This window comes from Robertmurraya siralis (genome assembly GCF_005502275.1).
GTDB classification, from domain to species: Bacteria; Bacillota; Bacilli; order Bacillales; family Cytobacillaceae; genus Robertmurraya; species Robertmurraya siralis.
In genome coordinates, this window is the sequence record NZ_SWLZ01000009.1 from 118,896 (window position 1) to 133,923 (window position 15,028).

Below are 15,028 nucleotides of genomic sequence, written 5' to 3' on the forward strand. Positions count from 1 at the left end.
AAACTTCCTTTAAACTTCATCATTTTCTTCGACCTCCTTTTAGAATATTTCGCTTCTAGTGGTAATTATATCCACAATTTTAATAATTGTAAACCTTTTTTTTGCCTATTTTATTAAACAAGCTTTTATTCCTCTTCTAATCCTTGTTTTAAATCATCAATCAAGTCCTCCACATCTTCCAGGCCCACTGAGATTCGCACTAGGCCGTCAGTGATCCCTAACGCAGCACGACGCTCTTTTGGAATAGAGGCATGTGTCATCCGAGCAGGCACAGATATGAGGCTTTCCACAGCGCCTAAACTTTCTGCAAGTGTAAAATATTTCACCTTTCGCAAAAGCTTATCCGCATTCTCTTCACTTCCGACATCGAAGGAAACCATACCCCCGAATCCTCTTGCTTGTTTTTTGGCAATTTCATGATTTGGATGTATTGATAACCCAGGATAATAGACTTTATGAACACGAGGATGCTGCTCAAGAAATGCAACAATTTCTTTCGTGTTGACCTCTGTCTCTTCCATTCTAATTCCCAGCGTTTTCATTCCTCGCATTAATAACCAAGAATCCTGCGGCCCTAACACTCCACCTGTAGAGTTTTGTACGAAATGCAACTCCTCAGCAAGCTTCTCACTGTTAACAACCACCAGTCCAGCTACAACATCAGAATGACCGCCAATGTATTTCGTAGCACTATGGAGGACGATGTCCGCTCCAAGCTCAATTGGATTTTGCCAATATGGGGTTGAAAATGTATTATCCACAATCGTTAATAACCGATGCCTTTTTGCTATCTTTGCGGCTTCGCGAATGTCCGTAATTTTCAGCAATGGATTCGTCGGTGTCTCGATATAAACGGCCTTTGTATTTTCTTTGATTGCTTTTTCGATCTCCTCTAAATTACTTGTATCGACAAAAGTAGCTTCAATGCCAAAGCGGTTCAAAACTTTAGCAATGACCCGATAGGTCCCACCATATACATCATCGGTCAGAACAATGTGGTCGCCGCTATTAAATAACATGACAACCGCAGTAATCGCTGCCATTCCTGAACCGAATGCAAAACCAGCATGGCCCCCTTCCACCTCTTTTATAAGCTCCTCCAGGGCATGACGGGTCGGGTTACCTGTACGGGAATATTCGAACCCTTTATGACCACCAACACCATCCTGCTTATATGTGCTTACCTGATAAATCGGTACTGAAACAGCACCAGTCGCAGGATCTCCTGAGATTCCGCCATGAATTAACATTGTTTTGCGTTTCATCCTAAATCCCTCCTTCATAAATCTTCTTACTTAAATATCTTTCACTACCATCTGGAAATATCACGACAATATTAGTCCCTTTTTGGGCGTTCTTTGCTTCTTCTAAGGCAGCGAAGAAAGCCGCTCCAGATGAACTCCCCACTAGTAAACCTTCTCTCCTGGCAAGCTCTGTGACTAGCGTAAAAGCATCTTTATCTAAGACTGTATGAATAGCGTTAAAGTAACTTGTCTCCATATATTCTGGGAGAAATTCCATTCCGATCCCTTCCGTTTTATGCGGCCCAGATTCGCCTCCATTTAAAATCGATCCTTCAGGCTCTACGATCACTGTTTTAATATCTTCATTCTGCTCTTTTAAATACCGTGCCGTTCCCATAAAGGTACCACCCGTACCTGCTCCAGCAATAAATATATCAATCTGTCCATCTAATTGCTCCCAAATTTCTGGTCCCAACGTCTTATAATACGTATTGGGGTTTGCTGGGTTGGCAAATTGCTGTGGCGAAAATGAATTAGGAATTTGTTGAAGCAATTCATCTGCCTTCTTAATCGCCCCTCGCATCCCCTCTTCTGTCGGAGTATGAACGATTTCTGCTCCTAAAGCCTTCATTAGCTCTTGCTTTTCCAAACTAAATTTTTCAGGAACACAAACCATCACGCGAATTCCAGAATGAATCGCTGCCAGCGCTAGTCCAATTCCCGTATTTCCAGCAGTGGGCTCTATAATTGTACTGCCTTCCTTTATTTTACCTGCCGCTAATGCTTCATGGAGAAGCTCCACTCCTAAACGGTCCTTTACGCTTCCTCCAGGATTAAAAAACTCAAGCTTAGCGAAGATTCGAACCCCTTCGGGAAGCGGAAATTGGCTAATTTCCAGCATTGGAGTACGCCCGATGAGTTCATGAATATTTTTATACACGTTCAACCTTCTCACCCTTTATGAAAGACTCTTTTCGCGAACATAGCTCCCATTGGATAGCGAAAAGTGCCGCATTAAAATATTGCTCCTTCTGGTTTTCGCAAATGTATAAATTTCGTTTTTAGCTTTTCGCAATCGCAGCCACGATTTTAAGCACCAGTGTAGCAGAATTGATAGCAGCTTTTTCTAAAAATTGTTCAAATGACAGATCAGATTCCTTTCCTGCAATATCAGAAAGCGCCCGAATAATAACAAACGGTATTCCAAACTGATAGGCTACTTGTGCAATCGCAGCTGCTTCCATCTCAACAGCTTGCAGGTTGACGAATTTATCTTTAATTGCCTCTACACGTTTCGGATCACTCATAAAGGAATCCCCTGTTGCAATCAAACCTGTTACGACTTGAATTTCATCAATTTCAGCCGCTGCTTTTTGCGCGATTTGAACTAATTCTCCATTTGCTTCAAAAGCAGGCGGAAGCTGAGGAACTTGCCCATATTCATACCCAAAGGCAGTAACGTCTACATCATGATGACGAACCTCATCAGAAATGACAATATCACCAACATTTAATTGAGGATGAAAGCCTCCGGCGGATCCTGTATTGATAACGTAATCAGGCTTATATTTTACTAATAAAATCGATGTTGACATTGCCGCATTTACTTTACCAATCCCTGAACGAAGCAAAATAACCTTTTTTCCAGCTATTGTGCCTAGAGTATATTCACATCCAGCAATTGTTTCTACAGTCCTATTTTCCATCTTCTCTCTTAATAAAGTAACCTCTTCTTCCATGGCTCCAATAATGGCAATTGTCATGTTCATACCTCTTTCTTATTTTTTTAATGCTTCCATAATCCAGACAAAATCATTCATTTTTTCAAAGGATACTGTAAAATGATTCGCCTCTAGCATCTCTTTTAAAATGGGAATGGTTGTATAATATTCCCGTTCCAGATCCTCCGCTAAATTGTGAAAGCCTTTTTCGCTAGCGTCTTTAATCGCTTGCTTATATGCTTCAACCGATTCATACATCGTATCCGCAAACACTATTTTACCACCTGATTCGAGGATGTTTCCATAAGCAGCAATAGCTTCCGCTTTTTCTTTGTCTGTTAAATGGTGAAATGCATATGAACTGACAATGGATTGCACACTCTTTTTGAATTCAAAGCTTAAAAAATCGCCCTCTTTAATTTCTGCCCGATTTCCGATCTTTTCTTGCGCAAGATTCCTCATGGCAGGAGAAGGCTCGAAGGCTGTAACCGTTCTCCCTCTTTTAAGCAGCTCTTCTGTCAAATTTCCTGTACCAGGACCAAATTCAATAACATGCCCGAAAGTGCGTTTGGCTACCTCAGCTAAAATGGCTTCATAATGTCGAAATACTTCTTTATATTCCAGATCATGGCCTGTTACTGTTTCATCATAGTGGTCGGCCCATTGTTCAAATAGCTCAATAAATTCTTTTCCCATACCGACACTCTCCAAATTTGATATATTTTAAAATATAATAATTCCTATGAGTATACTATGATTTTGTGAAAAATACGTTCTTAATGTACCACATGAAGCAGACCTAGGCAATAAATTGATTCGTTTTCAAAATAAAAAAGTTTGTTGCTTCTTGACAGTATTTTCACAAATGAATGATCTTTGGATTAATGAAGGCGCAAAATATTCGCGGGGTTGAAGCAATAAAATTTTTTAGTACTCAGTGCAACTGGAAAGAACCAGTACTTTGGATTTCTTTTTGATGCTATTCTTACTTGACTTAATAGTTTGCCAGGCGAATAAAAGAAACAAAAAATGGAGCAGCTGAGGATTGAGAAATTCAATCTCCAACTGCTCCATTGTTACTTTCGTTCATATTTATTTATCTAATTTCTGCCAATTCTTCTACCTTCGTCGGTTTCCAGCCTCTGCCATCAACCCATTCTATGTAAACGCGGTAGATTTCTGCTTTGTTTTTTGAATAAACCGTTCCGACAGATTTATTTGGCCCATTATTCCCTAAAAAATGGATGGTCATATTATTTTCTGCTAACCCTGTCGCATAATGAATGGCTTTCACCATCTCATCCCAGTCAATTCCATCATATTGATTAACATGTACACCCGTTTGTACAGTTCCAACCGGTTCCCATCCCGGATTTACAATCGTACGAATTACATTTGAATCGCTTCCACCCTCTGTGACGATCTCTTCTTCATCATTAGAAGGGGATTGTTCCACCTCTTCTGTCATCGTCTCTTCTTCAGCATCTACAATCGGTTCAGTCTCATCGACAGTTGATTCCTTTTCGGCTTCTTCTGGTGATTCCTCAGTCTCTCCCCGCTCTTCTGTTTCAATTTCCTGTTGTTGCGTATTTTCCTCATCCCCATTCCCAGAAAAAATGTAGTAAGAAACAAGGATGATTAATATTAACACTATACCTATTAAACTATTCAGTATGACATTCTTTTTTCTTTCTTTTGTACGTCGCTGATAACGCGAGCCATCATATTCATTATTCATTCGTTATTGCCCTCCCCAAGCCACAATCAATCTACTTTCACTTTTAAGGATGACAACATTCTATCATGTCTCCGTAAAAACTTGAAGGGATATACCACCTAGATAAAATGATACTATCGTTCAAATCAGCACCAATCCTTTATTCATTGAGAAAATAGCCCCAAAATGCATCCTTTTATTGCTACTCAACAGACTTCTCATTCAGATGATGATCTAGTTCGTATAAACCCTTTACCATCTCTGCGAAAAGTGGAGTAACAGAGCCTTCTGAATCATCTACACCTAAATTAACAGCAACCAGTGCGTATTTCGGTTGTTCGAATGGAAAATAGCCGGCAAACCACTTGTTTAACAATTGCCTATCTCCATCCATAATTCCCGTTTCCGCAGTACCTGATTTGCCAGCAACATCATAAGGAAGACCTTGCAACCCTCTTCCCGTTCCCTCCTCATTCACTACGACTTCACGTAGGAGCTTTTGTAGCTTCATTGCCGTATACGGCGAAATAGCTTCATTCTCTAGTGTTTTTTTCTCAAATGGAAGCAGGGAAGTTCCATTCCGGTATTCAATCTCTGTAGCGACCCTTACCATTTCTCCCTTTCCTCCTCTAGCGATTGTGGCCATCATATTAGCTACTGCAAGCGGTGTGACTCTTACTTCATGTTGTCCAATTCCAGTCATCGCAACAAAATTATCATCCTTTTTCGCAGACTCATCTAAAAAAATTCGGCCTTTATCCTCATCTGCAATTTGTCGAAAATGCTCAAAATGATAAATATCCCCTTCCCAGCTAACAGGGCCAAGGAGAGAAAGCTTTTTAGCATAATCTTCTATTAGTCCCTCGTCCATCTCCTTCAATTCCTTCGCTAATGTTCCAAACGTGTTATTGCAGCTTAAAGCAAAGCTTTCTGTAAAATTAAGCATGCCATGCTGATAATTCGGATCCTCTTTTCCCATGATCGTTTTATTGCAATCAAATTCCCTTGTAGGATCATCAAGTTCATGCTCAATAGCTGCCGCCGCAACAACTGTTTTAAAAACAGAGCCTGGAATATGCTGACTGACCATCATATTATGAATACCTTCTTCAAATGGAGCCTTTTTGTTAATAGTCGGTCTCGATACAAGAGCGAGAATCGAATTGGTTTCAATATCAAGAAGTACGAGCCCTCCTTTTTTGATCTGGTGTTGGTCGACAAGCTTCTCGGCAAGCTCCTGCATTTTCTTGTCCAATGTCGTCTTCACATTGACAGGATAAAACGGATTCGCAGGTTCAACATATTTCACATTAATCCCGAATAACGGTCCGCCAATACCGTCAACATGATAGACAAGTTTCGACTCGCCGTCTGGTAGAAGAAATTCGTCAAAGCTTTTTTCCAAACCTGTCAAGCCAATGAGCGTATTTAATGGAAGCTCCTTATCTGGATATCTCTTTTTAATTGTATCGGGATTTTGCCCTGTTATTCCAATTAATTGTTCAGCCGAATAATCTGTTAAAGAATATTTTTTTTCCACAGCAAAAACACCTGGTATTTCAAGACGGTTAACTTCGCTCATCTGCTTATCAGTTAACGTAACAATTTCAGGGTTACCAAATGCAATCGGTTCCTTCGCTTCTTCTACTGCCTGTTTAAGTGCAATTGGTGAAACTTCCATAATTTCCGCTACCTTTTCTACATCCCATGTCATATTCTTTAAAAACGGAAAGAGAATGAGAACGGGCATCTTTTTATGGACTAAATATTCCCCATTCCGGTCAAGAAAGCTTCCTCTTCCATTATCAATAATCATTTCTTGTGAACGTTGCTTCACGCTCGCCTCAATCAAATTCACTTGACGCTTGGAAAAATGTTCAGTTGCTGCGAGCTGCAACTGAACAAGTCTGCCCATTAACACGGTTAGTGAGCAGAATATAATCACAATCATAACGATTATTCTTTTTCTCCACATAAAAAACACCTCATCAAGAGTTTTGACGAGGTGTTTTCGTTTCAAACCACCGAAAGAGGTAATTTGCGTAAATTAGGGACAATATCCCCATAAATATTGATTATTTGCACTTTGTTATATGTCAGTGTTGGCTTTTGGCTCATTTTATCTCTGTTCGTGAAATCAACTGAGAAGCGTGTGAAACGAAGATTTCACACGCAATGAGCAAAAGCCTGTTTTCTCAACTGAATTTTTTAACAAAACCTGTTATTTAATTTTTGTAATACGTACGTTCATTTCTCCACCTGGGGTTTGCACTGTAACTTCATCATCTACTTTTTTGCCTAATAAGCTTTTGGCAATCGGAGAATCATTAGAGATTTTCCCTTCAAATGGATCTGCTTCTGCACTTCCAACAATTGTATATGTTTCCTCTTCCCCATCCGGCAATTCTACAAATGTAACTGAATTACCTAGTGTCACAACATCGCCACTTAACTCGTCTTCTTCAATAATTTTTGCATTGCGGATCATATTTTCTATTGTTGTAATTCTACCCTCAACAAATGCTTGCTCTTCTTTTGCGGAGTCATACTCAGAGTTCTCAGATAAATCACCGAAGCTACGGGCAATTTTTATTCTTTCAACCACTTCTTTTCTCTTTACTGATTTAAGATGTTCTAATTCCTGTTGTAATTTTTCCTTTCCCGCTAATGTCATCGGGAATACTTTCTCTGTAGCCAAAATCCTTCACTCCTTCTAGTTTCACAACCCCCATATAGATTGTGGATGTTTATATTTTTATCTCGAGCAATGGTATTGTTCCACTTATCAAAAAGGGACAAAAACCACTCCCATACTAATTGATGGGTGTAATGCCCTTGATTCTATTCGTATTCTTTAATGAGTGAATATCTCCCTTCTCAGTTAAAAAATACTATATGTAACAAGCGTACACCCTATTCGTAAAATGCATAGGAGCGCGCCCTTATTTTTTCAGGGCGCGCAGTTAAGGTGTAAGAAACCATTCTCCTTGTTTAGAATAAGAAAAAATAATCTTTTCCAAGTTAGCCTGCAAGAGACAAAACGAGCTAATCTCTACGTGCTATTTTTTGAAACCGTTTTTCTTATTTACTGCCTATTGTGTCATAAAATTGATTTTTGTTCAAGAATTGTTTGAATCTTTGTGACCATCAAGTCAATCGCCACATGATTATGTCCACCTTCAGGAACAATAATATCAGCATAGCGCTTCGTCGGCTCAATAAACTGATTATGCATTGGCCGAACAACATTTACATATTGGTCAATGACAGAATCTAATGTCCGACCACGCTCTTTAATATCACGGGATAAACGACGAATAATGCGAATATCAGCATCGGTATCAACATAAAGCTTAATATCCATAATACTTCTTAATCGTTCATCCTCTAATACAAGTATTCCTTCTAAGATAATAACATCCCTGGGCTCAACCACTACCACTTCTTCAGATCGGGTATGGAGTGCATAATCGTATACAGGTTTTTCAATCGATTGATAATTTTGCAGAGATTGAATGTGTTCAAATAGCAAATCATTATCAAACGCAAGCGGATGATCATAATTCGTTTTTAAGCGCTCCTCAAAAGGAAGATGAGACTGATCCTTGTAATAAGAATCTTGCTCAATCATTAAAATGGAATGTCCTTTAAAACGATTATAAATCGAGCGAGTAACACTTGTTTTTCCTGAACCGGACCCTCCGGTTACACCAATGACAACAGGCTTGCGCATCCTCTTAAAGCTCCTTTCGCATCATGTTGTTCGGGTAAACGGGTTGGTTCACTTTAAATTTCACAATTTGTAGTGGATGACGGGCCGCATCTAACTCATTTCCATCCTCGTCCCAAATCTTCTCAATGACGTGCGTAAAATTATTTATTTCCGGTCCGAAGAACTCCACTTCTTGACCCGGTTTGAAATGGTTACGCTGCTGCAATGTGACCATTTTCGTTTCCGGATCATAATCAAGCACGAGTCCAACAAAGTCAAATTTCGTCTTCTTGCTATGGTTTCCAAACATTTGCTCTTTATACCCTGGAATTCCTTCAAAAAATGCTGGCGCTGTATCACGATTAGCACATTTATCAAGTTCTTCGATCCATTCACGCTTGATCTTAAAATTGTCTGGATCAGCACAATAAGCATCAATCACTTTTCGATATACACTGACAACAGTTGCAACGTAGTGAATCGATTTCATTCTTCCTTCAATTTTCAAGCTATCAATACCTATTTCAATCATCCGCGGAATTGATTCAATCAACTTTAAATCCTTGGGACTCATTGCAAACGGTGCATCTCCTTCAGAAAATAAGGAAACCTCTTTATCTCCTTGCAAATCATATAAATCATAGTCCCAACGACAAGATTGACAGCAGCCGCCTCGATTAGAATCGCGTGCTGTCATATGATTACTTAATGTACAACGGCCTGAATACGCGATGCACATTGCCCCGTGAATAAACGTCTCAATTTCGATATCGACTTTCTCTTTCATTAATTCAATTTCTTCTGCACTTGTTTCACGGGCAAGTACTACTCGCTCCAAGCCTTCTTCCTTCCAAAACTGGACTGCTTTCCAGTTTGAAAGCGATTGCTGTGTACTTAAATGCACTTCTATTTCAGGTGCTAATCTGCGACAGGTCTCAATTATAAGCGGATCTGCAACGATGATTCCAGCAACCCCAGCTTCTTTTAAACCGAGAATATACTCTTCTAAACCATCAATGTTTTCATTATGAGCAAATATATTGGTGGTTACGTAGATTTTTGCCCCATATTTTTTGGCAAACTCCACGCCTTCCTTCATTTCTTCAAATGTGAAATTCCCTGCATTTGAGCGCAATCCATACTCTTGACCACCAATAAAAACTGCATCCGCACCATAGTGAACAGCAATTTTTAATTTTTCAAGATTCCCCGCAGGTGCGAGCAATTCCGGCTTTTTCACAATAACACGCTTTCCGTCCACAATTTCTGAAATACGATCTCGCATTGTCGTGGTCATTCGTGAACCTCCCTTTTATTTTAAAACTAACTTTTCTTATCTCTTGTAGAATTCAATCCGCTTCCGCTTTTCTTTTTGTCCAGCTCCGAGCGCTATCGGCTCGAGGTCATAAGCCATTCTGTCAAGGAGGTTAAAAACAACCTCCCTGCCAGCCTGTCTTATGCTTGTCGCCGATGGGCAAGCGCTCTCCGCTTTTCTTTTAATAAACTGTTTCTTTAAAGAAGAAGCCGGTATCGAGTTTGCGGTTTGGTGGTTGGATTTTTTCTATCTCAGCTAATAATTCATCTTTTTCGTCTTCATATTGATCGGGATCGTTTGCACAAAGGTCAATTGCTTTTCGATAAAGGGCTGTTACTGCCTCAATATATTCAGAGCTTTTTAAAATCCCGTCAATTTTAAAAGAATCAATTTCTGCTTCTATTAGCTCTTGCAATTCATCAATCATACAAATATCATTTGGACTCATAATATGCGTCCCATTGGAATCCTCAAAAATTGGATATTTGCTTTCACGCTCTTTATCGTGCAAAAACATATTTTTATTTTCTTTGCGGTTTTCAATTTCAAGTGCTTTTCCTTGGTACTCAAAATAATTTCCCAGCAAGGAACGCTTTGATTGAAACATTGCAGTCATGCCATGAATCTGAACTTCAATTTCAACCTCTGCATGCTCTTTGATTTCAATAACCGATTCTAAATTAATTTCTTTCGCTAATACTGCACGCTTAGCCCCTTTTTTCCCCCAATAATTACAATGGTACCAGTTCGTTCCTGTTGTTTCCGTGCTCCAATGCAGCTTGAGCTCAGGAGCAACTTCTCTGGCAATCATTAAAACAGCGGGATCGCCAAAAATCACTGCATCTACTTTAGCATCATTGAGAAATCTCAGATAATCATAAAGTTCATCGATCTTTTCATTATGAAAGATCGCATTAACAGCAACATATACCTTTTTCCCTTTTGCATGGGCGGATTCCGTCGCTTTCATAATGTCATCTTTTGAGAATTCACCGGCAAGTCTTAAGCCGTAACGCTCTTCTCCAATGACAAATGCATCTGCACCTGCATCAGACAATGACAATATATCGTCAACACTCTTTGGTGTCACTAATAATTCAGGTTTTTTCAACTTTTTCACCTCTTTTTACTTATCGCAACGCCATCTCCAACAGGTAAAATAACCGTATCATATTGAGAATGTCCCATCAGCCATTCATTAAACTCGTGAATTTTTCTCACTAAGCTTCGAATACGTCGATTTTCAATATGAGGATCACACACAAGCCCTTTAAATAAGACATTATCAGTAATCATGATTCCATCCTTCGATAAATAAGAAGAATACATTTCAAAGAATCGTCTATACTGCCCTTTTGCCGCATCAATAAAGATCACATCAAACGGCGCAAAGCGCTTAACCTCAGCTTCGACCTCCAGCGCATCTCCTTTAATTAAGTAAATTTGATCTTGTTTACCCGCCTGCTCAAAAAAACTCTCCGCTTGCGAATAACGCTCTTCGTCTCGTTCAATAGTAACGATTGTTGCATTGGGAAGAGCATCCGCCATCCTTAAAGCGGAATAACCAATAGCTGCTCCAACTTCCAAAATAGAGGCTGGCTTTTGAATTCGCAATATTTGTAGAAGCGCTTCAATTCCAGTCGGCTCCATAATGGGCACTTGCTGTTGCAGAGCTAATTTTTCCATTTGTTGAAAAAGCTCTGTTCTTTTTGGAATCATCTGTTCAATGTATTGCTCTATTTCTCCATGCATCGATTGTTTCACCTCGGTTCTCCCGTTTCCATGCAATAAAACGGAAGGTACATATCTATAGACATGAAAAAATAGCGTCCACAGAGTAGATTCGCAGGATATTGGCTAAGCCATCAAAGAGAATCGAGCTTTTCTGTGATACACGCTATCGGCTGTCCTATAAAACACTTTTTCTATTTTAGCATATATGTTTTAATATCACAATATTCGATAATAGTCTAGAAAAATGATTAATATTACGAAAAAAGACTGGAATGCACATGCACATTCCAGCCTTTATGAAGCCATGTATGGGTTCTTTGCCTCACTTGTAAGAGAACCTATTTTTCCTAAAATATAAACTGTACGATATTAATTCGTGATATGTTCCGCTTTTTTGCGATTATGTTCATCCAATGTCTTGGAGAACAGTACATCTCCAGCTCCTGTGGCTAAGAAGTACAGGAAGTCTGTTTCCGCTGGATATAATGCAGCCTCAATTGAAGAAACTCCAGCGTTAGCAATTGGTCCGGGAGTTAAACCTTTATTCTTATATGTGTTATAAGGATCATTTACTTCTAGATCCTCATACAAAACCCTGTCTTTATGCTCTCCAAGCGCATATAAGACCGTCGGATCTGTTTGTAAAGGCATGTCAATATCCATACGATTGTAAAAAACACTCGCAATTTGATCTCTTTCTACTTGCTCAGTTGCCTCTTCCTCAATCAATGATGCCATTGTTAATAATTGGTGCGGTGTATATTCCATTTCTGCCATTGGACCAGTATATTGTTCAATTACTTCTTCAGACTTCGCCAACATCACCGTGACAATCTCCTCTATTGAAGGATCTTCCTTATAATAAGGGTAGGTAGCTGGGAATAAATATCCTTCTAAAGGATATTTGATATTTTCATTAAAAATCTCATTCGTTAAGAGGTTAGGGTATAATTGCATCATCTTATTTATAAATGCCTCATCATTTAATTGAGCAAACACCTCATCCACATCGTGATCTGTCTTCTCACCAATAATTGTTGCAATCTCACTCAATTGTTTTCCTTCAGGAATGGTAATTTTAAAGACAACCTCTTCTTCTATTTTTCCTGTCTTTAAGCTTTCAATGATTTCAGGAAATGTCATGGCCGGTGTCATTGAATATTCTCCTGCCATAAATTCTGATTCATTCTTAAATTTCACATAATATTTAAATACTTTCGCATCTTTTATAATGCCATTTTCTTCTAATATTTGCGAAATTCCTGTAACAGAAGATCCAATAGGAATTTCGACTTTTTTCTCTGTTTTACTATCCGGATCAACAGGCTGCAATGCATTTTTTATGTAAAAATAACCACCTGTTAATGTTCCTCCGATAAGTAAAAATAATACGCTCGATATGATAAATACGATTTTTCGTACGACTTTCGCTTCTTGCTGACGCTCTATCATTTTTTCACGCATATATTCTTTCTTTGATTTTTTTTCATCTGATGCCATCGGTTTCCCCCCAAATAAAAGAAAATGGATATCATTTCCTCTACTAGCCAATCATCTCGCATTATTATACTATATTTTTTTTATTAAATTCGCAATAAAAGACATAAAAACAGCATATTTGCATCATGGAAGATCAAGAAAATCGAGCATTTTTGCAACAATCACTGCGAAGAATACGACTCAAGTAGCATTACAGCGGAGCATATTGTAGAGTTTTGAAATGATTGGCATCATTATTCATATTCATATAATTTCCCTCTCACAAAAGAAAGCGAGAGTTTTTTTAAACAGATAATGCGGAAACAAGCAATTGTAAACGCCAATATTATCAATGAATTTGAAAATGACCAAATACAAATCGTGTCGCTAATCCGTCAATTCCTTTACGCATGTCTGTTTTTCCGCAAATGATATAAATATTTTAAACACTTGTATAGTGGAGTTTTAAGGATGTTTCAGCCCCCTCCTATACGTTTGAATGATGTGCTGAACCAAACCGTTGTTGAAGAAGATTTCTACGCTTGCCGTTTTGATTGTCCACGGTTTACTAGAAGGAGCTGTTGATGAAGTGGATCATATGAAAATTTATGATCGAAATGGATTATTAGTTTCTGCTTTGGCATGTAAAAAAAGCACCTCCACAAATTTATACATTTACCGCACTAGGAGATGCTTCTTGTTTATATACGTTGTTTAATTGGAGTTTACGGAATTTCTAAATAATTATAACTGTTCAAGGCAAAAACATTTCAATTGTCTAAGCTTATTCTTTTGGAGAAAAAAAGACTCCGTTACTTTTTTCCATTTTTGTCTTGATTGGAAATAAATTCAAGTTTTTTTCTAATCTGATTAATCGTTCTTCAATTTTATTGATTTTCCTAGCGAACCAGGAGATTAAATACAAAACTAATAAAAAATATATAATGTTAACTATAGCGCTGACTAAGTCCACTTAAACTCCTCCTTGAATAACTTACTAATTCACTTCTTTAATTAATGTTAACATAAGAAAAGTTGAAAATAATGAATCAGAAGTATTATTAGTTAAATCCCCTATTACACCTCCTTCAGGACTTAAAAATCTGTTTAGCAAGCGATTTATATCATCACTATCTAAGATTCCTAGTAGACTTGCTGCTTTTAAAACACTATACCATTCAAAAAAGTTATTAATATTATTTTTATTTATTATTTTTTGGACTAATGAATGAACATCTTTTGTATCAATTTTAATGTCAAAATGTTAAACACCAAGATGAATCGATAGATCTAGTTATATCCAAAAAAGGAAAGGACAGTATTGTAGTATCTTCTGATAGTAGTTCTGGAGAACAACATATATTCACCTATACACAGGATGATTCTTTCTATGTCATTGACGGTAGAAGAATTTTATGAGGAGGAAATTACTAACATAAATAATAACAGTTTTACTATATAATGGCTAATAATTGGACACCTATTTATCAAGGTTCCTCTAAATATAGTTTTTCTGATGCGGGAGAAACCTTAAATTACTTAGTTACAGTAGTAGCTTACTTGACAAGGTTTCAGTATAGCCAAAAGTGAAATTACAAGTAAAATTGGAGCTTGGTTAAATATTGTTGGACTAGGCACAACTTTTGCTTTAAAAGCTTTTAGCCGCTCTTGGTCTATAAGACAGTATAGAACTTCAGGTAAAGTAATTATTAGTGGAAGTGGAGCAACTAGTCCTAATTATGCTTATAGGTACCAAGATTCTTTACTTCAATTTTCTATACTTGGTAAATCTTTCTCAAATCTTTATGGTAAAATCGGTAGTTGGTTTTATATGACGAGACCTTACTATTCTGATAGATAGAGAAAGGATCTATTTATATAGATTCTTTCTCTGCTTTTTTTAAAATTTCTTTTATTAACTTTTTTACAAAATGGAGGATTTTTGAATAAAAAAATATCAAATAATTCTTTATCCGGCTTACTCTTGTAAACGCTAGAATAAAGTTGACAGTTATTGCTTGATAAGATTTTACACTTTTGCTCAATCAACCTACTACTTTAGTAAAATAGGAATTGACGTTATTTTACTGGAGGTAGGGGTTTTGG

12 protein-coding genes are annotated in these 15,028 nt (G+C 37.9%); all 12 read right to left on the minus strand.

What is annotated here, in order from left to right; translation table 11 throughout:
- Positions 1 to 125: 125 nt before the first annotated feature.
- The 12 genes from FCJ93_RS12985 to mltG all read right to left on the minus strand — a co-directional run bounded on the left by FCJ93_RS12985 (position 126) and on the right by mltG (position 12,943).
- Complete coding sequence (locus FCJ93_RS12985) at positions 126 to 1,265, minus strand: bifunctional cystathionine gamma-lyase/homocysteine desulfhydrase (protein WP_095306902.1); 1,140 nt, start codon at positions 1,263 to 1,265, stop codon at positions 126 to 128.
- A gap of 1 nt (position 1,266) precedes the next feature.
- Entirely contained in the window at positions 1,267 to 2,190 is a 924-nt protein-coding gene (locus FCJ93_RS12990) for a PLP-dependent cysteine synthase family protein (RefSeq protein WP_095306903.1), read from the minus strand.
- Between the two features lie 115 nt (positions 2,191 to 2,305).
- Positions 2,306 to 3,007 carry a 5'-methylthioadenosine/S-adenosylhomocysteine nucleosidase gene (gene mtnN, locus FCJ93_RS12995; protein WP_095306904.1) on the minus strand — a complete coding sequence of 234 codons (702 nt, stop codon included), beginning with the start codon at positions 3,005 to 3,007 and terminating at the stop codon, positions 2,306 to 2,308.
- A gap of 15 nt (positions 3,008 to 3,022) precedes the next feature.
- Positions 3,023 to 3,661, minus strand: coding sequence for a class I SAM-dependent methyltransferase (locus tag FCJ93_RS13000; RefSeq protein WP_095306905.1), 639 nt, complete (start codon positions 3,659 to 3,661; stop codon positions 3,023 to 3,025).
- 400 nt (positions 3,662 to 4,061) lie between these two features.
- Positions 4,062 to 4,703 (minus strand): YrrS family protein, encoded by a 642-nt coding sequence (locus FCJ93_RS13005; RefSeq protein ID WP_095306906.1) that lies wholly within the window; start codon positions 4,701 to 4,703, stop codon positions 4,062 to 4,064.
- Between the two features lie 181 nt (positions 4,704 to 4,884).
- The gene (locus FCJ93_RS13010; RefSeq protein WP_095306907.1) at positions 4,885 to 6,657 is read right to left on the minus strand and encodes a peptidoglycan D,D-transpeptidase FtsI family protein; all 1,773 of its coding nucleotides are present in this window, start codon (positions 6,655 to 6,657) and stop codon (positions 4,885 to 4,887) included.
- 246 nt (positions 6,658 to 6,903) lie between these two features.
- Positions 6,904 to 7,380 (minus strand): transcription elongation factor GreA, encoded by a 477-nt coding sequence (gene greA / locus FCJ93_RS13015; protein WP_095306909.1) that lies wholly within the window; start codon positions 7,378 to 7,380, stop codon positions 6,904 to 6,906.
- A gap of 402 nt (positions 7,381 to 7,782) precedes the next feature.
- Complete coding sequence (udk, locus tag FCJ93_RS13020; RefSeq protein ID WP_095306915.1) at positions 7,783 to 8,415, minus strand: uridine kinase; 633 nt, start codon at positions 8,413 to 8,415, stop codon at positions 7,783 to 7,785.
- Positions 8,416 to 8,419: 4 nt separating this feature from the next.
- Entirely contained in the window at positions 8,420 to 9,691 is a 1,272-nt protein-coding gene (locus FCJ93_RS13025; RefSeq protein WP_095306921.1) for a peptidase U32 family protein, read from the minus strand.
- Positions 9,692 to 9,890: 199 nt separating this feature from the next.
- On the minus strand, positions 9,891 to 10,820 hold the full coding sequence (locus tag FCJ93_RS13030; RefSeq protein ID WP_137743862.1) for a peptidase U32 family protein: 930 nt from the start codon (positions 10,818 to 10,820) through the stop codon (positions 9,891 to 9,893).
- 5 nt (positions 10,821 to 10,825) lie between these two features.
- Positions 10,826 to 11,461: an O-methyltransferase gene (locus FCJ93_RS13035; RefSeq protein WP_137743866.1), complete on the minus strand. Its 636-nt coding sequence runs from the start codon at positions 11,459 to 11,461 to the stop codon at positions 10,826 to 10,828.
- Between the two features lie 351 nt (positions 11,462 to 11,812).
- A complete protein-coding gene (gene mltG / locus FCJ93_RS13040) occupies positions 11,813 to 12,943 on the minus strand; it encodes an endolytic transglycosylase MltG (RefSeq protein WP_137743863.1) in 1,131 nt (376 codons plus the stop codon).
- Positions 12,944 to 15,028: the final 2,085 nt, after the last annotated feature.